Source organism: Thermosphaera sp., assembly GCF_059755995.1.
Genome location: NZ_DBOUKL010000048.1, coordinates 1 through 19,474, shown reverse-complemented (window position 1 = coordinate 19,474; position 19,474 = coordinate 1). Strand labels below are relative to the sequence as shown.

The following is a 19,474-nucleotide window of genomic DNA, read 5'->3' as shown; positions in this document are numbered from 1 at the left end:
TTGAGTCTAGAAGAAGATTTAAGGGATCAAACCATGCCGGGCAAGAAAGCACCATACGGGATGTACGCGGCAAGGAAGCTGAAGAGAAAGCGTCTCAAGTTTAGGTGGAGCCAGAGGGATTTCAAGCTCAGGATGCTTAAGCAGCAAGGCAAGATTAGGGACCCGCTTGAAGGAGCGCCAATGGCTAGGGGAATAGTTCTTGAAAAAGTTGGAGTAGAATCCCGTAAGCCAAACTCAGCCCTGAGAAAATGTGTCCGCGTCCAGCTTGTGAAAAACGGCAAGGTGGTTACAGCATTCGTCCCGTGGGACGGTGGAGTCAACTATATTGACGAGCACGATGAGGTAGTTATTGAAGGTATTGGAGGCCCGATGGGAGGGTCTCTAGGAGATATCCCCGGAGTGAAGTATAAGGTGGTAATGGTTAACGGGGTATCTTTGAAAGCTCTCTGGCTGGGTAAGAAGCAGAAGCCTGTTAGGTAGTTTAAGCTTTTAACTTGCTGAAGCCGTAAAGCTACTTTTCAAAATCATCTTCTCTATCCTCAAGCTTTGAGAGCTCCTCGAAAATCTTGTAGAGCCTTTCCTGCTCATCCACGAGCTCCTCGCTAACGTAGACGGGTTTACCCGCTATTATTGCAAGGTATATGGCGTGGCTAGGGATCATCTTCCTCCTTGTTGAAAACTTTCCGTTAACAAACTCCACTGTTGCGCTGTAAACCCCCTTGTCAGGGTTGAAGCTGTCTATTACAACGTGTTTAAGATTCCTGCTCAACGCGGCTATAAACTCGGGAACGCTCTCGATCACATCGGTGATCATGGATCGCTCCTCATCCAAACCCTCTTCCTCAAGGTTCCTCCTTATTGAGACGAAGATGTCGTAGGAGACGTTTTCAAGGTAAAACCTCCTCCCATCCTCGAGGTGGAGGATTAAGCGTGGACTAACCTCTCCGCCGGCGAAAAGACTCGTCGATATCTTTTCGACCAAAAGGTAAGACGGCTTCAACGGCTATGCCTCCTGGAAAACCTGATTAGTAAATGGTCTAATAAACCATCATCAGGCTCTGAGACTAGTGGGGGAAGCGTGAATCTGCAATAATTTTAAAAAGCCCGTTAAACTGTTTATGGTTATACAGGTGTTTACGTTGGCTAGTGAAGGACACGTGGTGAAGCTGAGCGAGGTCAAGCTTTTCGGCAAGTGGACCTATGATAACATCGAGGTAAGGGATCCCAGCCTGAAGAAGTACATATGCCTCAAACCCTACATCCTTCCACACACAGGCGGGAGGCATGAGCACAGGAGGTTTGGGAAAGCCGAGGTGCCAATAGTTGAAAGGTTGATTAACAAGCTTATGCGTCCAGGAGAAAACATGGGTAAGAAGCACCTCGCCTACAATATTGTTAAAAAAGCCTTCGAGCTCATCTATTTGAAAACCGGTCAGAACCCGTTGCAGGTACTTGTCCGCGCAATCGAGAATGCAGCCCCGAGAGAGGAGACAACCAGGATCATGTACGGCGGTATCTCATATCACGTCTCAGTAGACATTTCCCCTATGAGGAGGATTGACCTAGCCCTTAGACATTTAACTGATGGTGCAAGGGAGAAAGCCTTCGACAACCCGATCACTATTGAGGAAGCCCTGGCAGAGGAGATAATAGCTGCTTCAAACAACGACCCCAAGAGCTACGCGATCCAGAAGAAGGAAGAAATTGAGAGAATAGCCTTAAGCAGCAGGTAGTGTTTCCCACCCTCTTTTCAATCCCCGGGAGCCATTCTCACAAGGCTTCAAACCACTTTTCAATGAAGCACTTTATATTATAAAGCCTTAACCCTCGTCCACAATTAGGCTTCCCAGAGAGGGCGCGTTAGTTGTAAAAAGATTTTAAAAAGACTTACTCAATTTATTAAACTCAATGAACATGATAAAGATAGCAGGTGAGTGCGAATGAGCTCTGTGCCGCAAAAACCACATTTGAACCTGGTGATCATAGGGCACGTCGACCATGGAAAAAGCACCATGGTTGGGCACATACTCTACCGTTTAGGGTACTTCGACCAGAAAACCATTCAAATGATCGAGGAAGAATCGAAGAAGATGGGTAAGGAAAGCTTCAAGTTCGCATGGCTCCTTGACAGGATGAAGGAGGAGCGTGAGCGTGGAGTAACGATATCGCTATCATACATGAAGTTCGAGACCAAGAAGTACTTCTTCACCATTATCGATGCTCCCGGACACAGGGACTTCGTTAAAAACATGATTACCGGTGCAAGCCAGGCTGACGCTGCTATACTAGTGGTGAGTGCTAGGAAGGGTGAGTTCGAGGCTGGCATGAGCCCTGAGGGCCAGACCCGTGAGCACGCCCTGCTCGCGAGAACGATGGGTATCAACCAGCTGATCGTTGCCATCAACAAGATGGATGCTGCCGAGCCTCCATACAGCGAGAAAAGGTACCAGGAGGTTAAGGAGGTCCTGGGCAAGTTCTTGAAGAGCCTTGGCTACAATATTGAGAAGATACCGTTCATACCTGTCTCAGCATGGACTGGTGAAAACCTGATTGAGAGAAGCCCCAACATGCCATGGTACACTGGGCCAGTCCTTGTGGAAGCATTAGACATGCTGGAGGTTCCGAGCAAGCCTGTTGACAAGCCCTTGAGAATACCCATCCAGGATGTTTACGCTATCTCCGGTGTTGGAACAGTCCCGGTTGGAAGGGTTGAAACAGGGATACTGAAGGTTGGCGACAAGCTAGTATTCAACCCGCCTGGCGTGATCGGAGAGGTAAGAAGCATTGAGACACATCACACGAAGATCGAGAAGGCTGAGCCGGGCGACAACATCGGCTTCAACGTGAGAGGCGTTGAGCGCAAGGATATTAAGAGAGGAGATGTAGCAGGGCATCCGACGAACCCGCCGACAGTGTCAGACGAGTTCACAGCCCGCATCTTCGTGATGTGGCATCCGACAGCAATAACCGTTGGCTACACACCAGTGGTCCACGTCCACACCGCTAGCGTGGCGTGCAGGATCACGGAGATAGTTGCCAAGCTCGACCCGAGAACCGGTAAGGAGGTTGAGAAGAACCCGCAGTTCCTGAAGCAGGGTGATGCCGCTATCGTGAAGTTCAAGCCGATAAAGCCGCTGGTGATAGAGAAGTACTCAGACTTCCCGGCGCTGGGAAGATTCGCGATGCGTGATATGGGCAAGACTATAGGTATTGGCCAGGTATTAGATGTTAAGATTTTAGAGCAGCAGAAGAAGTAATGGTTTTTTTAAACCCCTAAAACGCTTATGTTTTTAAGCAGGTTGCTTAAAAGGATGGTGCTTATGTCGACGGTGAGAATGGTTAAGATAAAGATTTGGAGCACGAACATAGATGTGCTCGAGGATTTCATAGGGAAGATAACCGATATTGTTAAGAAGACTGGAGTCGGCATGAAGGGGCCTATACCCCTCCCCACGAAGAAGTTGAAGATAAGGACTTTGAAACTACCCCATGGCGAGGGGAAGAAGAAGTATGAGAAATGGGAGATGAGGATTCACAAGAGACTGCTATACATTGCTGAGGACGAGAGGGTTATGAAGCAGTTGATACGTATCCGTGTACCACCAGAGATTTGGATGGAGATAGAGCTCTAGTTTTAAAACTAAAACAAGGGTTTTGAAGAAGGGCAATCTGTATTTTAAAACCACCATCCCGGAAGGTATTTTTAAAGCTCCTTGTTGCCTAATATTTTTAACAGTGCCGGGGTGCCCGAGCGGTCTAAGGGGCTGGCCTGGAGAATATTCCCCGGTCAGCCAGTGCCCCTTCCGGGGCGCGCGGGTTCAAATCCCGCCCCCGGCGCTCAATCAATGGTTTAACCCTAAGGGGCTTCCTAGGGCTTGATGGGTAAGTTTTAAAATATGATATAAGCTTAAAAACAGATTACTACATGGTTAGTTAAAGGATACTGCTTACTATGCGGTGGGAGAAGTGAGCGTTCAGCAATCTTTCAGGCAGATCATACGCGTGTTGGAGACTGATATAGACGGGTCTCTCCCGCTAATATACGGGCTAGCGGAGGTTAAGGGGTTAGGCTACACCTTCTCTCTCGCGATTACGCGCATACTAGGGTTAGACCCTAACACAAGGATCGGTTACCTCTCCGACGAGGATGTGAGGAAGATTGAAGCACTAGTGAAAAACCCGAGCTCCTATGGACTGCCATCCTGGATGTTCAACAGGAGGAAGGATTATGCTTCGGGGAAGGACCTCCACTTGGTCGGCGCCGAGCTCATATACTATGTGAAGGAGGATATCGAGAGGGAGAAGAGGGTGAAGAGCTGGCGCGGAGTAAGGCATGCTCTCGGCTTGAAAGTGCGAGGACAGAGGACTAGGACTACTGGAAGACTAGGAGTAACTGTTGGAGTTAGAAAGAAGAGACAGGGTCAGCAACAACAGCAACAGTCTAAGCAGGGGTGATGTAAATGGGTGATCCAAAGAAGCCTAGGAAGAAGTGGAGTGGTCCAAGACATCCTTGGAGAAAGGATATTTTAATATATGAAACCAAGCTTTTAGGCCAATACGGTTTGAGGAATAAGAAGGAGTTGTGGAGAGCTTCCTCAATGATCCGCTATTTCAGGCACAGGGCACGCTCACTGCTAGGCGAGCCGGCCGAGATCAGAGAGGTAGAGGGGAAGATTCTGATAAGCAAGCTGGTTAAACTAGGATTGCTCAAGGAGGGCTCGAGGCTGGAGGATGCTTTAAACCTTAAGGTTGAAGATCTTCTCGAGAGGAGGCTTCAAACGATTGTTTACAAGAAAGGATTGGCGAACACTATTTACCAGGCTAGGCAACTCATTGTTCACGGCCACATAGCTGTTGCCGGGAGAAGGATTACATCACCCGGCTACATCGTATCCGTCGAGGAGGAACCCCTTGTCGACTACGCTCCCTTCAGTCCTTTTAAGGAGAAGCCTATTCAACAGGTTCAACAGGGTGGTGCTTGATGGCGTTCTCTGCTAGAGAGTTGAAATGGGGAGTAGCACATATTTACAGCAGCTTGAACAACACTATTATACACATCACGGATTTAAGCGGGGCTGAAACCGTCAGCAGGTTCAGCGGCGGAATGGTTGTTAAAGCCGACAGGGAGAAGCCCAGCCCTTACGCAGCAATGATTGCTGCTTCTAAAGCAGCCTACGAGGCCATGGATAAAGGCGTAACCGCTATACACATAAAGGTGAGGGCTCCAGGGGGACACGGCTCCAAGACTCCTGGCCCCGGAGCACAGGCAGCCATCAGAGCCCTGGCTAGGGCGGGGTTCATAATAGGCAGGATCGAAGATGTAACGCCAATACCGCACGACACAACGAGGCGTCCGGGCGGTAGGAGAGGAAGGAGGGTCTAATCCACAGGTGTGTCCGACTTGAAGATAGAGGTTTTGGAGCAGAAACCATTGCTCACCAGGTTAAGGATCAAGGGAATCAGCCTCCACCTCCTAAACTCTATAAGGAGGGTAATAATATCCGAAGTACCCACAATGGCTATCGACTACGTCGCGTTCATGGAGAACTCATCGGTCTTTTACGATGAATATCTTGCACACAGGCTAGGGTTGATCCCGCTGACGAGCGACGAGGCATTGTGGAAGTACAAAACCCCCGAGGAGTGCCGGGAGGCTGGTGAGAAAGGGTTGTTCTCGGAGGACTGCTTCGTCCGCCTCAGCCTAGAGGGCGAGGGCGGGGATGAAGCGGTAACACTATACAGCGACAATCTAGTGTCAAGCGATCCAGACGTCAAGCCCAGCTTCGGGAAGATCCCGATAGTTAAGCTGATAAAGCATCAGAAAGTAAAGCTGGAAGCCTACGCTAGGCTTGGAAGAGGCAAGGAGCATATTAAGTGGAGCCCCGTCTCCGTTGCAGCGCACAAGTATGTTCCAAACATACTTGTAAACCAGGGGCTTTGCAGAGGAGAAGAATGCCTCAAGTGTGTTGAAGCCTGCCCGAAAGAAGTCTTCGCCTTCCAATCTGGAGAGGTAAAGGTAAGGAGCGACAAGCTACTGGACTGTACCATGTGCAAGCTCTGTGAAAACCTATGCCCCTCAGGAGCCGTCAAGGTAAGCCATGAGGAGGATGAGTTCATCCTAACCCTCGAGTTAACCGGTGCTTTATCAGCTAGAAATGTTTTATTAGAGTCTGTTAGAATACTTGAGAAAAAGCTTGACGATTTCGTTGAAACGCTGAGAGAGAAGGGTGTTTAAGCATGATGGAGTTGAAGAAGACAAGCGTAGTCTTGAGGAAAACTATTAGGGAGCTTGAAAAAGCATCTAAAATCCACGACGCCCCCATATGGGCAAGGATTGCCGAGGAGCTGGCTAAGCCGACTAGGAGGCGTCGAGCAGTAAACCTGAGCCGTTTAAACAGATACACCGTGGAAGGGGATGTCGTGGTTGTCCCAGGCAAAGTACTGGGCTCCGGGAGAATAGACCACAAGATAACTGTAGCGGCATACAGCTTCTCTAAAACAGCCTATGAGCAATTGTTGAAGGCAGGCTGCAGAGTGCTTAGCCTGACCGAGCTGGTTAGGGAGAACCCTAAGGGGTCTAACGTTAAAATCATAGGGTGAGACCGTGAGCGATGAGAAAATACTGTATGTTGATGCTTCAAACCAGGTCCTCGGGAGAATGGCTAGCATCGTTGCTAAGAAACTGCTTGAAGGATACAAGGTAATCATAGTCAACTCTGAGAAAGCTGTTCTAAGCGGCGAGAGAAACAGGGTTATCGAAGGATACAAGAACATTTTGAAAGCTAAAACCCACCGCAACCCGGAGAAATCCGGGATTAAGAGACCGAGATCCCCGGTCACGATAATGAAGAGAGCGGTCAAGAGAATGCTACCCTACACCCAGCCCAAGGGGAGGGAGGCATTGAAGAGGCTGAGAATATTCGTTGGAACCCCTGAAAGCTTGAAGGGGAAGGAGTTCGTGAGGTTTAAGGAGGCCGATGCCTCCAGGCTTAAGAGAGGCTTTGTTTACGTGGGCGAGGTAGCAACCGCGCTGGGCTGGAAGGGTGGTTTGAATGAGTGAAACAGTTGTCGAGAAGTATAAAATCGTCGTAGCCTCAGGCAAGAGGAAGACAAGCATTGCTAAAGCAGTCGTCAAGCCGGGGATAGGGAGGGTTTGGATCAACGGCATACCGCTCGAAATATTCCCAGTGGAGCTGGCAAGGGTCAAGATGATGGAGCCTTTAATGCTCGTCGGCGACCTGTGGAGGAAGGTTGACATCAAAGTAGAGGTGAGGGGAGGCGGCGTCATGAGCCAGGCAGAGGCTGCTAGAACAGCTATAGCAAGGGGTCTGCTAGAGTATGTTAACAATGATGAAGAGGTAAAGAAAATATTCATTGAGTATGACAGGCACATGTTGAGCGGCGACCCCAGGAGGACCGAGTCGGAGAAGTGGGGAAGGTACAGCGCCAGGAGAAGGTGGCAGAAGAGCTACAGGTAGGTGTACAGTATGCTTTTCCCTGTTAGATGCTTCACATGCGGCGCCCCTATTGGTCACTTATGGGAGGAGTATGAGAAGAGGGTTAAGGCTGGCGAGCAACCAGGTAAGGTTTTAGATGATCTAGGGGTTAAAAGATATTGTTGCAGGAGAATGTTTTTATCGTATGTAGATGTTTCAAAAGAGGTTTTACAATTCCCCAAGATCTCGTGAGGTGAGAAGCGTGTTCGAGACCGAGGATATAGGTGGTTTGAACGAACAACCCGTTACACCGAGGCCGGGAGAGAAGGTTATAGAGCTACTGGTTCCAGTGGACAAGTACTTGTCAGCGGGCGTTCACATAGGCACCCACATATGCACGAAGTTCATGGAGCCCTTCGTCTACAGAGTTAGGAGCGATGGTTTATACATACTCGATGTGAGGAAGATAGATGACAGGCTGAGAATAGCTGGCAAGTTCCTGGCGAGGTACGAGCCCGCTAAGATAGCGGTTGTCTCGGTTAGACAGTACGGTAAGAAGCCTGTTAGCAAGATGTGCCAGTACATTGGTTGTAAAACATTCACCGGTAGGTTCCTACCAGGAACCTTCACAAACCCAAGCCTTAAATGGTACTATGAACCCGACATCGTCCTGCTCACGGATCCCAGGGCTGACGCGCAGGCTTTGAAGGAGGCTGCTGAAATAGGCTTACCAATAGTGTCCTTTGCCGACACCGATAACAAGACGGATTTCATAGACCTCGTCATCCCCGGCAACAACAAGGGCAGGAAGAGCCTAGCACTGCTATACTGGATATTGACGAGGCAGGTTCTCAGGGAGCGCGGAGCCATACCGCCGAACGGGGATCTTCCAGAACAGCCCACTGAGTTCGAGGCCGAGGTGTAGGGGTGAAGTATTGAAGAGGAGGCACCCGGCTGTAGCAGGGTATTTTTATCCCGACGACAAGCATGAGCTCGAAGCCCTTATCAAATGGTCTTTCACCCATAAAATAGGCCCCGGTAAACTCCCCGAGACCTCTCCTTCTAGAAGAAGGGGGACGATAGGCTACGTTGCACCCCATGCTGGCTATGTTTACAGCGGCCCTGTAGCAGCCCATACTTACTATCAAATGGCTCTCGACGGTGTTCCAGAAACAGTAGTGGTTATTGGCACGAACCATACAGGTTACGGGGCGCTCGTCTCAGTGTACCCTGGCGGCGTGTGGGAGACTCCTCTCGGGCTTCTCGAAGTAGACTCCGAGCTTGCGAAAGCCCTCGCGGATAAGAGCAGTATAGCAGAGCTTGACGAGTACGCGCATCTTGAGGAGCACTCCGTGGAAGTCCAGCTCCCATTCATCCAGTACATCTACGGGGGTAAGGTTAGAATACTGCCCGTGGTAATGGGGTTGCACACGCCGGATGTTGCAAGAGAAGTTGCTAAATCACTGCTTGATGCAGCTTCCTCATTGAAAAGAGACATAATCATTGTCGCGAGCAGCGATTTCAACCATTATGACCCTCATGATGTAACGGTGAGGAAGGATAGGGAGGCGGTATCCATGATACTCAAGCTTGACTCGGTAGGCTTCTACAACACTTTGCTTAGGGAGGACGTATCAGTCTGCGGTCCGGGCGGTATCATGGTTTTAATAGAGTACGCTAAGCTCGCTGGAGGAGGGGGCGCGAGGGCCGAGTTGTTGAAGTATGCGACAAGCGGGGATGTCTCGGGCGATAAGTCACACGTGGTAGGATACGCGTCCATAAGGTTTTCAACACAGTAGTTTGAAACTCAGGGTTCTAAACACCCCTTTACGGAGCACGTTCTCGAACCCGGTGTTTTGGCTAGTTTTATATTTCCTGGTGAACTAAATCTTCATGTTAAAGGTGTAGGTGTTGAGAGATATTTACTGGAGGAAGATACAGCACCTGGAGATAGTTGTAAACCGTGACGTCGACTTCAAGGACAAGTGCGAAGAGTATTTCAGAGACATAATCCTGATCCACCAGGCAATCCCTGGGTTCCGGAGAGATGACGTTGACACCTCCACAAGGTTCCTGGGCTACGAGCTTAAAGCACCAGTAATGATAACCGGGATAACCGGGGGAGCCCGTGAAACCCTTGACGTTAACAGGAGGCTTGCTCAAATAGCTAGTCAACACGGAATAGCGCTGGGGCTTGGAAGCCAGAGGCCAATCCTAACCAGTAATTTCAACAGGGAAGTAGTCGAAACCTACAGGGTCGCGCGCGACACTGCGCCCAACATCCCGTTAATAGGGAACATAGGGTTTAACACTCTTAAAACCCTCGGCGTCCAGGAGGTTAAACAATTGGTTGACTCTGTGAGAGCCGACGCTCTCGCCGTCCACTTAAACCCAGCCCAGGAGGCTATACAGCCGGAGGGGGATACCGATTTCTCGCTTGAAACACTCAGTGTTCTAAGAGAGGTGGCGAGGGAAGTGGGTGTTCCAATCTTGGTCAAGGAGGTTGGAAACGGCCTCTCCTACGAGGTTGTCAGGAAGATCACGGCTGAGACAGGGGTCAAGATATTCGACGTAGCAGGGGCCTGCGGGACAAGCTGGGTGAAGGTTGAAATGTACAGGACCGCGGACGATGTAAGGAAACACGTCGCACAGGTTATAGGGGAATGGGGTATACCCACCCCGGTCTCCATTATCGAGACACGCTTGGCAAGCCCGGGTTCAACAATTATTGCTTCAGGAGGAGTTTGGGATGGTTTAAGAGCTGTTAAATCACTGGCAATCGGTGCTGACATGGCTGGTTTTGCCAAGCCGGTTTTAACCCGGCTTTTGAAAGAAGGTTTTGAATCAGCCTCAAGGTTCGTTGCCGAATACGTTGAATCAATGAAGACTGTGATGTTCCTGGTAGGGGCCGAGAAGCTAGGGGATCTCAGGAGGACCCCTGTGGTTGTTGGACCGGTTTTAAGAAACTACGTGTCCTCCCGAGGCTTCAGCCTCGACAAATACTTGGAGATGCTTAGGAAATGAGCAACTACTTCTTCCCCGAGGCCTACGTTGAGAACGGTTTAGATTCCGTTAGGTCAATATGCTTCAAAGGCAACGACGTCTACATTGCTTTTGCGAAAAACGCTGGCATGGGAGAGTGTGTTAAAACGTTCGTAAACACCCCGTTCGAAAAGCTTGTAGAATACATGGACTTGGAGAAGCCCTGCTTCACGAGGGACGTGATAATAGTGCACAGGGAGGAGGGAGGTTATTACAAAGGGTTCCTCATTGAGAAAGGAGAAAAGCTGTATCTGCTCGAAGCCTCGGGGTCAACGATTGCTGTCTCGAAAAGAGAAGGCGATGCCGTGGAGCCCCATGAGAAAATAGGGTACATCATCACCAATAAGAAAGAGGTCAGGGTGATCAAGGCCCCGTTGAAAGGTATATTACTAGCTGTTATAGATTTAACCTGGGAGAAGCCTGAAAAAGTCATAATGGTGTTTACCGGTGAGCGGCCTAGAGAAGTCGTTATTGGAAAAAGTGCGTGAAGTAGGGTTTAAGCACGCCTTGTTGAATGCTGTGAAATACAATGGTAAAGCCGATTTGAAAGCTGTTACCTCCAAGATAATCGGAGAGCTCCCTGAGATTAGAAGTGTCCTGCGGGAATACATCGACGTCATAAGAAGCATTGTCGAGGAGGTTAACAAGCTACCGCTCGAGAAGCAACTTGAAATAGTGAGGAGTAACTGGCCGGAGCTACTCGAGGAGAAGAAAGAGGTCAGGGAGAAGGAGCTTCCGCCGCTACCAAACGCGGTGGAGGGGGCCGTTGTAACAAGGTTCGCCCCTAACCCGGACTATACGATCCACCTGGGTAATGCGAGGCCTGCACTGCTGAGCTACTGGTATGCCGTAATGTATAAGGGGAGGATGGTTCTAAGATTCGAGGACACCGACCCAAGGACCAAGTCCCCTTATCCAGAGGCTTATCAAATGATAAAGCAGGATTTAGAATGGCTGGGGGTTAAGTGGAGCGAGGAGTATATTCAAAGCTTGAGAATACCCTTGTTCTACGAGACAGCTAAGAAGCTGATAGAGAAGGGTGGAGCATACGTTGACAAGTGCGGTGAGAAAGAGTTTAAAGCATGGAGGAAGGAGGGGAGGGCGTGCCCTCACAGGGAGCTCCCTGTTGAGACTCAGCTTGAAGAGTTCGACAAGATGCTCTCAGGACACTATGGGGAGGGCGAGGCTGTTGTCAGAGTCAAAACCGACCTGCAACACCCAGACCCCAGCGTGAGGGACTGGGTTGCCTTCAGGATTATAGATACTTCAAGAACACCCCACCCCGTTGTAGGGGAAAAGTACATCGTGTGGCCTACCTACAACTTCGCGGCAGGCGTTGACGACTACTTAATGGGCGTCACACATATTCTGAGGGCTAAGGAGCATGTTTCAAACACTGTTAAGCAGAAATACCTGTACGACCACATGGGCTGGAAGTATCCTGAGACAATCCACTTCGGCAGGCTATCCCTGGAAGGAGTCATACTGAGCAAGTCAAAGATGAGGAAGATGATAAAGGAGTCCGGTGTCGAAGCATACTCGGACCCGAGGCTTGGCACGCTCTCCGGGCTGAGGAGGAGGGGTATTACGAGGGAATGCTTATGGAGGATAATTAAGGATGTGGGGATAAAGCCTGTTGACGCTAAAATAAGCTATGCAAACCTCTCGGCGATCAACAGGGTGATCGTTGACCCGATGGCCAACCGCTACATGGCTGTTGAAGACCCTGTCGAGGTAATCCTGGAGGATGTTCCAGAGGATGTTGAAGCCAGCATACCGGTCCACCCGTCAAGGAAAACCTACTACACCTACAAGATCGGCAGGGGGTCAGTTGTGTATGTATCATCCAAGGATCTCCCGAGGAGCGGGGAAGGATTGTTCAGGTTAATGGGGGTTGGCAACTTCCAGGTGACCGGTGCATCCCTGAAGGGTGGGAAACCTGTTGTCACAGCCCGGTTGCACAGCAGGGAGCAGGAGGAGGCTAGGAAGCATGGTCTCCAAATAATTCAATGGGTTAAAGACGATGAGAAGGTTGCCTTAGAGCTCTTAATCCCCGAGGGCATGAGGCTCGCCAGGAAAACCTTGCTGGCGGAGAAGAGAATTCTGAGCGAGAAGGAGGGCTCCATAATACAGTTATATAGGATTGGTTTCGCAAGGATCGAGAAGGTTTTAGAGGACTCGGTAGTTGCGGTTTACGCTCACGACTAGCTCTCCCTTCTCGCTAATTAATCCACAATATTTATAAGACGCGATAGCGTTTAACCCCTAGTATGGACGACCAATAGGGAGGAGGATGAAGTATGCCTAAACCATTCTATGTTAAGTTCGAAGTACCGCCTGAGCTGGCGGAGAAGGTCTACGAGGCCGTGAAAAAAGTCAGGGAAACCGGTGGCAAGATCAAGAAGGGCACTAACGAGACCACGAAAGCTGTTGAGAGAGGGCAGGCAAGGCTTGTAGTAATAGCCGAGGATGTTGACCCACCGGAGATCGTTGCCCATCTGCCACTGCTGTGCGATGAGAAGAAGATACCCTACGTCTACGTTCCAAGCAAGCAAAAGCTTGGCGAGGCAGCAGGCATTGAGGTAGCGGCTTCAAGCGCTGCGATCGTGGACGTCGGCGAAGCCAAGTCGATGGTTGAGGAGATAGTCAAGGCTGTCCAAGAGCTTAGGGCTAAGAGCGGTTAAGAATAGAGGATTATTATTCTTTTTTCCTTTAAAACAATATTCCTCGTATTCCTCGCTAACGCTTCGTTGAAAGTTTCCTAGCCTCTCTCTCAGTCTCCCTGAGAATAACGATGTCTCCTATTCTGACAGGTCCTTTCACGTTCCTAGTTATAATCCTACCCTTATCCCTTCCCTCAAGAACTCTTACCCTAACCTGGATGATCTCCCCGGAAACGCCGGTTCTACCTATTATTTGAATAACCTCCGCCGGAAAGCCCAGCTCCTCGACAATGTTGATCTTCGGCGGCTCCACAATTATTCTCTCCGAACCCTGCTCACTGCTCAAATCATTCACCTATTTCCCTATACACATGTTATTTATCCTTATAAGTGTTGCCTGGGAAAATTTAAAAACCTTGTTAACACATTAACGAGAGTTAGCTAGTGCTCAAGCACGGTGGAGGATATGGCGAGGCTTGCTAAATGCGTGTTTTGCGGGAGCGATCTTGAGCCGGGGACAGGGTTAATGTATGTTTTAAACAATGGGACAATAATGTGGTTCTGTAGCAGGAAGTGTTTTAAAAACTACAACATGAAGAGGGATCCGAGAAAGCTCAAGTGGACCTTGAAGTATGGGTCTAAGACGAGGTAGGTTTTAAGGCCCTAGCCCACGGTAAAGCATATTAATTAGTCCTTTCATATCATTTCCGGTGTCTGCTTGGCTAAGCGTGAGCTCATAGCATCCCTAGTATTCGCAGTAGCGTTCTCCACGGCCCTTGCCTACGCGTCTATAGAGGTTGTCAGGATTGTTAACGCGTGGATGCTGGGATTCATCCCGGACTGCGTCCTCCTGTCAGATTTCCCGAGGTGTCAGGAGCTGGAGGCATTGTTCAGGCTCGCCGGTTATGTGGGGCTAGCGGTTATCCTCTCGATCACGACCGCTGGGTTCCTGTTGAAGAAGACCAGGCTATCCATCCTCGGCTCGCTAGCGATTTACCTTCCAACCATAGGGTACTTCGCCTTCACAATGTTCTTCCTAGCCGGCGTAGGAGCCCTGAGGCTTCTCTGGCTTCCATTCACGGATTCCGATGTTCTCACAAGGCTCGGCTTAATAACATTCCTGCCAGCGTGGATTGCGAACACCGCGATAACCAGGGTAGCCGAACTAGTTATCCCAGGGTTCACCGGGGACTTTTCAATCCCAATATGCTTCGCTCTCATGATCACCGGGCTAACACTGTTCATCCTAGCCACCTACACATGGGTCAGCGATAGGTTGAGGGGAAAAGCCTTGAGCACCGAGGGTGTTTACAAACTCTCTAGACACCCGATGTACCTAGGGTTCATAATATGGAGTTACGGACTCCTATACCTCGCCAGCACGGCTGAGCCTGGGAGAGGCTGGTCCCCGCCTGCGCCCGGACTGCCGTGGCTTCTCTCCACGCTAATCATCATAGGGGCGGCGTTGCTCGAGGAGGCTGGGCTGAGGAGTAGGCTGGGAGATTATGTTAAGTACGCCGAGCACACTCCATTCATGATTCCAATGCCAGGGAAGCTGGGCGAAGCAGTAACCTACCCGGTTAGAAAGCTAATAGGTAAGAAGCTACCGGAGACTGGGAAAGAAGTGTTAACCACTATGCTGGTTTACCTGGCTTTTACCGTTTCAATATCTCTCATTGCTTCATACTTCATTATTTAGCCTTCGACCCCGCCGGCCATGGGCGTGAATGCCTTGTTTAGTGCAGGGAAGGGTTTTAGAAAAACATGCCTGCTAGACAACCATTACTCTTCATACTTCTTTATCAGGGACAAAAGTAGCTCGTGATGTATTCGCTCGTTTTCAGCTAAGGCTTCCGCCAGATGTTTCAACACAGGATATCTCAACGACTCTGCAAGCTTCTTGTAAGTAGCGATCATATCGCTCTCAATAATTAAGTGTTCTTTCAAAAGCTTCACTATCAAGGCTTTTTCAATAGCAGAGGGCTTTACCTCTTCCAACTCCTTCATCACCTGGCTCTCTTTTTCAAGGGCTTCCTCGTAAGCCTTAAGCATGCCCTTCATTATCTCCTTATGAATCAGTGTTTCAACAGCTATCTTCTTAATAACTTCTTCAAGATCTTTAACTTCAATCCCCTTTAGCCTTAGAACACCTATTGAGTGAAAGTATGATGTGGTGGCCTTCTCCTCGATATCTAAAGCTTTTCTAATCAACTCATAGGACATTCCAACACACCATATAATTATTTCGCTGAAAAGTTAATAAATACCTAGCTTAGGGTTGTTTTCCAAACGAGGAGATTGCCGGGGAACCTAGCCGGTGAAACCGTAGAAGGGGTCTTGCTTCTTCTTAATCTCTATGATCTCTCTTAAAACCAAGTATTCATCAGTGCTCAGCTTATCCCTGTGCTTTGTAAGCCACATTGTGACATGATCCTTGGGTATGCTCGTGTAGAGAACGTCTCCCTCGTCAACATGGCGTCCAACCATGATTCTCCCCTTAATGCTGATCGCTACTTGCTGGCCGGCCCTAGCCTCCTTGAGAACATTATCCCTATCCCTTATCTGCACGACCATTCCGAGCTCCATTCCATCACTCCTCATCACGTTGCAACCGGGTTTCAACACTCCTCCAAGAACCTCTATGCCGACAATTGCTGGGTCGCTACGCCTGAATATGAAGCCGGGTAGTATCCTGATCTTCGCAGGCCTAACGAGGGATGAAACCTCCTTCTCAACCTCCTTCTCCTTCAACTCTTTAACCCATTTACCGTACTCCTCTATGATGTGGTAGATTATGTTGCTTTGAAACACCTTAACGCCCTCCCTGGCCGCCAGCTCCTCCGCCTCCGGCAGAAGCTTGACGTTGAAGGCCAGGATCACCCCGTACTCGGGCTTGGATTTCTTAACAACCGAAGCCTCTATTACATCGTTCCTCGAAACATTGCCGACATCCGCCAGCCTAACAGGTATTTTCTCCCTCCTCATAGCTTCCAAGAGGGCTTCGAGAGACCCGAGCGTGTCCGCCTTAATGACCACGCCATCGCTCTCAACCTTAAACCTCAGCTCCGAAACCTCTTCTGAAACCATTCTCAAATAATCCTGTAGCCTGGTCTCATCAGGAATGACGTATAATGGTGAACCGGCGAGCGCGTCGTCGAGATCCGGGGCGGAGACCTTCACGCCTGTTGCGGCGTAAACCTCTTCAACCTGGGTGAACCTGCCCTCGTGCATCCTCATATCCTGCAGAGGCCTTGGCATTAGCAACGCCCTAACCCTGGTGACAACGGGCTTAGACTTCCCGGCTATGATAAACAAGTCGTTCTTCCTTAAAACCCCATCGTAGATTATGACGTCGATTGTTGTACCCAGCCCCGGCTCCTCCTTAACCTCTAGGACAACGCCTTTAGCGGGCTCACTACTCGTCACCAGCTTCTTCTTCATGAACTGTTGGACGAGGCCGGTTATTAATGCAAGGAGCTCGCTGACGCCCTCCCCGGTCTTCGCCGAGATAGGTATTATCGCCACTGTCCTGCGGAAGTCTCTCACCCTGTCAAACCTTTCCGCTTCAAACCCATGGTTGTAGAGCTCCCCGGCTATCCTGTAGATTTTCTCCTCGAGAAGGTTCAGCGCCCTCTGGGACTGATTCCTAATGGTTTCAAGGAAGGGCGCGTCGGGTGTCGGCCTCCAACCCTCGATCCTGTCAATCTTGTTGGCAGCGACTACGAATGGAACCCTCTTCTCCTTGAGAATGTTGATTGCTTCAACAGTCTGGGGCTGGAAACCCTCCATGACGTCCACCACGAGAATGGCCATGTCAGCCACGCTCCCGCCCCTCTTCCTAAGGTTGGCGAACAGCTCGTGGCCAGGGGTGTCTATGAAGAGTAGCCCGGGGATTTCGATCTGGAGCTTGGGAAAGTATTTCTTAAGGGGCTCAGCAATCTTCTTCAAAACGCTCGCAGGCACAATGCTTGCCCCAACATGCTGGGTTATCTCACCGGGCTCCTTCCTAGCCACCGCCGTACCCCTTATCTTGTCTAGAAGGGTTGTCTTACCGTGGTCGACATGCCCCATAACAACTATTATCGGTTGCCTAATCCACTCCCTGCTGGTACTGCTCACTGAAACCACCATTCACAATCATGCGAATATATAAAAACCTCTTAATAGCTTATTAGTGAAACAGCCCCACCGGGAAACTGGTGGAGGATGCTGTATGCCGGATTTCAAAATCGTTGTAAACGACCCTGAGGCGCCGAAAAAACGCAAGGTAGTTAAGGTTAAAGTAGTAGGGGATGCTGAAGTACCCTTCACGGACGAGATGAAGGATAAGTTTGAACTCCCCGTTATAAGGGTGGGGAGGAGGCTTCTCGAGGAGCTTAACGCTGTACACGGGGTGGCAACAATTAGGATGAGAAGGCCTGACACCGGGGACAAGATCAAGATTACCGGGAGGCTTGAGCCTGCTGACAACGTCCCCGAGAACACTGTGCTGGTTAACTCGGAATTCCTGATAAACCTCTCCGGCAACACGGAGCTGGAGGGCGAGGTATTCAGGGCAAGCGCCTGGCAGATAAGAGTGAACGATGAAAGAGCGACATCGCTGGTAGGGTTGAAGATAGGGGACGAGGTCGACGGCTCCATTATTGGTTTGAGAAACGTTAAGCTCAAGATAACGGGCGGGAGCGATATCAGCGGGTTCCCGATGAGGCCTGACATACAGGGGCCCGTCAAGAAGAGGGCTCTTCTATCAGGCCCCCCGGGCTTCCACCCTGAGAAAAACGGTGAGAGAAGGAGGAAGATGATCAGGGGGAACACCATAGCCCCGGACATAGTCCAGGTCAACACTGTGATCGCTTACCCAAAGTAGTTTCTTAGTATAAAAGCAACCTCGCCTATAATTCCTAAGGGATTGGTTTCAACAAGGGATTCATCATGCCCTGGGTTAAGCAACAACCGGAAGTAAACATTGGCGTGGTCGGGCACGTGGACCACGGCAAGACAACGCTTGTTCAGGCTTTAACGGGCATATGGACAGCGAGGCATAGCGAGGAGCTTAAAAGAGGCATGACCATCAAGCTAGGCTACGCTGACGGTAACATAGCCTTCTGCGAGGACATGAAGCCCCCTGAGGCATACACCACTGATGAGGTTTGCCCAACAGGCTCCGAGTCAAGGCTTCTCAGAAGGGTAAGCTATGTCGACGCCCCCGGCCACGAGGCTTTGATGGCGACCATGCTGAGCGGTGCAATGCTCATGGATGGCGCTATACTCGTGGTTGCTGCTAACGAGCCATGCCCGCAACCCCAGACTGTCGAACACTTGGCCGCGTTGAACGCTATAGGGATAAGGAACATCGTTATAGTTCAGAACAAGATAGACGTTGTGACGAGGGAGAGGGCTTTTGAAAACTACAGGGAGATAAAGAATCTTGTGAGAGGAACCGTTGCGGAGGACGCGCCGATAATACCTGTAAGCGCCCTCCACAAGACGAATATTGATGTCCTGCTCCAGAGCTTCCAGGAGAGGATACCGACTCCTCACAGAGACCTGAGCAAGCCGCCGTTAATGTTCATTGTCAGAAGCTTCGACGTCAACAGGCCCGGGACAACGTTCCAGGACCTTGTCGGGGGCGTGATAGGGGGCTCGCTAATCCAGGGCGTGTTGAAGGTCGGGGATGAGGTGGCCATCCTCCCAGGCGTGAAAACCCCTGTAGGGGGTTCCAAGACGGCTTACAAGTACGAGCCCATTACGACGAGGATTGAGGAGATAAGGTTCGGCGAGCTACAGGTTGAGGAGGCGAGGCCTGGAGGGCTGGCGGCTATTAGAACGCCGCTCGACCCGTCTCTAACAAAGGCTGACTCAATGGTTGGAAACATTGTGTCACACCCTGATCACCAGCCGCCTGTTGCCAGAGTCCTAGAGATAGAGTACAGCGTGCTGGAAAGGGTTGTAGGGGGTAAGGAGATGACCAAGCTTCCCCCAATACAGGTTAAGGAAAACATCGTCCTCACCATAGGAACTGCCACGAGGATCGGCGTTGTAACAGGCCTGGGCAAGTCCACGATGACTGTCGAGCTTAAAGACCCTGTGGCCGTCTGGGAGGGAGGGAGGGTTGCGTTAAGCAGGAGGGTTCTCGGAAGGTGGAGGCTCGCAGGCTGGGGTGTTGTTAAATCAGTCAGCTGAGGAAGCCGTCACAGGTTGTCTTAGACACTAACATGCTCCTCTTAATGGCCGAGGGCTTCCCGCTCCTCGAGATGATTGAGGAGCAGACTGCATTCAAGCCCGAGTGCGTTGTCCTAACACACTCCCTCAGGGAGCTGGAGGCTATAGGGG

The 19,474-nt window shown here is 50.3% G+C and carries 26 protein-coding genes and 1 tRNA gene; 23 read left to right on the top strand and 4 right to left on the bottom strand.

Going from position 1 to position 19,474, the window contains the following annotated elements:
• The first annotated feature begins 33 nt into the window (after window positions 1-33).
• Window positions 34-480, top strand: a complete 447-nt coding sequence (locus AC3OH0_RS05120; protein WP_013130255.1) for a 30S ribosomal protein S12 — start codon at window positions 34-36, stop codon at window positions 478-480.
• A 31-nt stretch (window positions 481-511) separates the two neighbouring features.
• Here the strand turns inward: AC3OH0_RS05120 and AC3OH0_RS05115 are convergent, their stop codons facing one another.
• Window positions 512-1,000, bottom strand: a complete 489-nt coding sequence (locus AC3OH0_RS05115; RefSeq protein WP_498345005.1) for a bifunctional nuclease family protein — start codon at window positions 998-1,000, stop codon at window positions 512-514.
• Between the two features lie 118 nt (window positions 1,001-1,118).
• Between AC3OH0_RS05115 and AC3OH0_RS05110 the strand changes: the two genes are divergently transcribed.
• The 18 genes from AC3OH0_RS05110 (at window position 1,119) to rpl7ae (ending at window position 13,162) form a co-directional block, all read left to right on the top strand.
• The gene (locus AC3OH0_RS05110) at window positions 1,119-1,733 is read left to right on the top strand and encodes a 30S ribosomal protein S7 (protein ID WP_498345004.1); all 615 of its coding nucleotides are present in this window, start codon (window positions 1,119-1,121) and stop codon (window positions 1,731-1,733) included.
• Between the two features lie 207 nt (window positions 1,734-1,940).
• Complete coding sequence (gene tuf / locus AC3OH0_RS05105; RefSeq protein ID WP_498345003.1) at window positions 1,941-3,257, top strand: translation elongation factor EF-1 subunit alpha; 1,317 nt, start codon at window positions 1,941-1,943, stop codon at window positions 3,255-3,257.
• 63 nt (window positions 3,258-3,320) lie between these two features.
• On the top strand, window positions 3,321-3,632 hold the full coding sequence (gene rpsJ, locus AC3OH0_RS05100; RefSeq protein WP_013130251.1) for a 30S ribosomal protein S10: 312 nt from the start codon (window positions 3,321-3,323) through the stop codon (window positions 3,630-3,632).
• 105 nt (window positions 3,633-3,737) lie between these two features.
• Window positions 3,738-3,837, top strand: a tRNA-Ser gene (locus AC3OH0_RS05095).
• Window positions 3,838-3,966: 129 nt separating this feature from the next.
• Complete coding sequence (locus tag AC3OH0_RS05090) at window positions 3,967-4,455, top strand: 30S ribosomal protein S13 (RefSeq protein WP_498345002.1); 489 nt, start codon at window positions 3,967-3,969, stop codon at window positions 4,453-4,455.
• A gap of 5 nt (window positions 4,456-4,460) precedes the next feature.
• Window positions 4,461-4,982: a 30S ribosomal protein S4 gene (locus AC3OH0_RS05085; protein ID WP_498345001.1), complete on the top strand. Its 522-nt coding sequence runs from the start codon at window positions 4,461-4,463 to the stop codon at window positions 4,980-4,982.
• Window positions 4,982-5,383 (top strand): 30S ribosomal protein S11, encoded by a 402-nt coding sequence (locus AC3OH0_RS05080; RefSeq protein ID WP_013130248.1) that lies wholly within the window; start codon window positions 4,982-4,984, stop codon window positions 5,381-5,383. Before AC3OH0_RS05085 ends, AC3OH0_RS05080 begins: the two co-directional genes overlap by 1 nt.
• A gap of 9 nt (window positions 5,384-5,392) precedes the next feature.
• The gene (locus AC3OH0_RS05075; RefSeq protein WP_498345000.1) at window positions 5,393-6,235 is read left to right on the top strand and encodes a DNA-directed RNA polymerase subunit D; all 843 of its coding nucleotides are present in this window, start codon (window positions 5,393-5,395) and stop codon (window positions 6,233-6,235) included.
• A gap of 2 nt (window positions 6,236-6,237) precedes the next feature.
• On the top strand, window positions 6,238-6,600 hold the full coding sequence (locus tag AC3OH0_RS05070; protein ID WP_013130246.1) for a 50S ribosomal protein L18e: 363 nt from the start codon (window positions 6,238-6,240) through the stop codon (window positions 6,598-6,600).
• A gap of 4 nt (window positions 6,601-6,604) precedes the next feature.
• Window positions 6,605-7,060: a 50S ribosomal protein L13 gene (locus tag AC3OH0_RS05065; RefSeq protein WP_498344999.1), complete on the top strand. Its 456-nt coding sequence runs from the start codon at window positions 6,605-6,607 to the stop codon at window positions 7,058-7,060.
• On the top strand, window positions 7,053-7,478 hold the full coding sequence (locus AC3OH0_RS05060) for a 30S ribosomal protein S9 (protein ID WP_498344998.1): 426 nt from the start codon (window positions 7,053-7,055) through the stop codon (window positions 7,476-7,478). The genes AC3OH0_RS05065 and AC3OH0_RS05060 overlap by 8 nt, the downstream gene beginning before the upstream one ends.
• A 9-nt stretch (window positions 7,479-7,487) precedes the next feature.
• Window positions 7,488-7,688 (top strand): DNA-directed RNA polymerase subunit N, encoded by a 201-nt coding sequence (locus AC3OH0_RS05055; protein ID WP_013130243.1) that lies wholly within the window; start codon window positions 7,488-7,490, stop codon window positions 7,686-7,688.
• On the top strand, window positions 7,648-8,361 hold the full coding sequence (gene rpsB, locus AC3OH0_RS05050) for a 30S ribosomal protein S2 (RefSeq protein ID WP_498344997.1): 714 nt from the start codon (window positions 7,648-7,650) through the stop codon (window positions 8,359-8,361). The genes AC3OH0_RS05055 and rpsB overlap by 41 nt, the downstream gene beginning before the upstream one ends.
• Before the next feature lie 10 nt (window positions 8,362-8,371).
• Window positions 8,372-9,235, top strand: a complete 864-nt coding sequence (gene amrB, locus AC3OH0_RS05045) for an AmmeMemoRadiSam system protein B (protein WP_498344996.1) — start codon at window positions 8,372-8,374, stop codon at window positions 9,233-9,235.
• 112 nt (window positions 9,236-9,347) lie between these two features.
• Window positions 9,348-10,460 (top strand): type 2 isopentenyl-diphosphate Delta-isomerase, encoded by a 1,113-nt coding sequence (gene fni, locus AC3OH0_RS05040; protein ID WP_498344995.1) that lies wholly within the window; start codon window positions 9,348-9,350, stop codon window positions 10,458-10,460.
• Window positions 10,457-10,966, top strand: coding sequence for a DUF2118 family protein (locus tag AC3OH0_RS05035; RefSeq protein WP_498344994.1), 510 nt, complete (start codon window positions 10,457-10,459; stop codon window positions 10,964-10,966). Before fni ends, AC3OH0_RS05035 begins: the two co-directional genes overlap by 4 nt.
• Window positions 10,926-12,686 (top strand): glutamate--tRNA ligase, encoded by a 1,761-nt coding sequence (locus tag AC3OH0_RS05030; RefSeq protein ID WP_498344993.1) that lies wholly within the window; start codon window positions 10,926-10,928, stop codon window positions 12,684-12,686. The genes AC3OH0_RS05035 and AC3OH0_RS05030 overlap by 41 nt, the downstream gene beginning before the upstream one ends.
• A 92-nt stretch (window positions 12,687-12,778) precedes the next feature.
• Entirely contained in the window at window positions 12,779-13,162 is a 384-nt protein-coding gene (rpl7ae, locus tag AC3OH0_RS05025; RefSeq protein ID WP_498344992.1) for a 50S ribosomal protein L7Ae, read from the top strand.
• 55 nt (window positions 13,163-13,217) lie between these two features.
• Here rpl7ae and AC3OH0_RS05020 read toward each other — a convergent pair whose 3' ends face one another.
• Complete coding sequence (locus tag AC3OH0_RS05020) at window positions 13,218-13,487, bottom strand: 30S ribosomal protein S28e (RefSeq protein ID WP_013130236.1); 270 nt, start codon at window positions 13,485-13,487, stop codon at window positions 13,218-13,220.
• A gap of 120 nt (window positions 13,488-13,607) precedes the next feature.
• Between AC3OH0_RS05020 and AC3OH0_RS05015 the strand changes: the two genes are divergently transcribed.
• A complete protein-coding gene (locus AC3OH0_RS05015) occupies window positions 13,608-13,793 on the top strand; it encodes a 50S ribosomal protein L24e (protein WP_193436848.1) in 186 nt (61 codons plus the stop codon).
• Between the two features lie 66 nt (window positions 13,794-13,859).
• A complete protein-coding gene (locus tag AC3OH0_RS05010) occupies window positions 13,860-14,840 on the top strand; it encodes a methyltransferase family protein (protein WP_498344991.1) in 981 nt (326 codons plus the stop codon).
• 83 nt (window positions 14,841-14,923) lie between these two features.
• Here the strand turns inward: AC3OH0_RS05010 and AC3OH0_RS05005 are convergent, their stop codons facing one another.
• Window positions 14,924-15,364, bottom strand: a complete 441-nt coding sequence (locus tag AC3OH0_RS05005; RefSeq protein WP_013130233.1) for a ferritin family protein — start codon at window positions 15,362-15,364, stop codon at window positions 14,924-14,926.
• 87 nt (window positions 15,365-15,451) lie between these two features.
• A complete protein-coding gene (gene infB / locus AC3OH0_RS05000) occupies window positions 15,452-17,272 on the bottom strand; it encodes a translation initiation factor IF-2 (protein ID WP_498344990.1) in 1,821 nt (606 codons plus the stop codon).
• A gap of 82 nt (window positions 17,273-17,354) precedes the next feature.
• Between infB and AC3OH0_RS04995 the strand changes: the two genes are divergently transcribed.
• Window positions 17,355-18,008 (top strand): 30S ribosomal protein S6e, encoded by a 654-nt coding sequence (locus AC3OH0_RS04995; RefSeq protein WP_498344989.1) that lies wholly within the window; start codon window positions 17,355-17,357, stop codon window positions 18,006-18,008.
• A 65-nt stretch (window positions 18,009-18,073) separates the two neighbouring features.
• The gene (locus AC3OH0_RS04990; RefSeq protein WP_498344988.1) at window positions 18,074-19,324 is read left to right on the top strand and encodes a translation initiation factor IF-2 subunit gamma; all 1,251 of its coding nucleotides are present in this window, start codon (window positions 18,074-18,076) and stop codon (window positions 19,322-19,324) included.
• Window positions 19,325-19,474 lie beyond the last annotated feature (150 nt).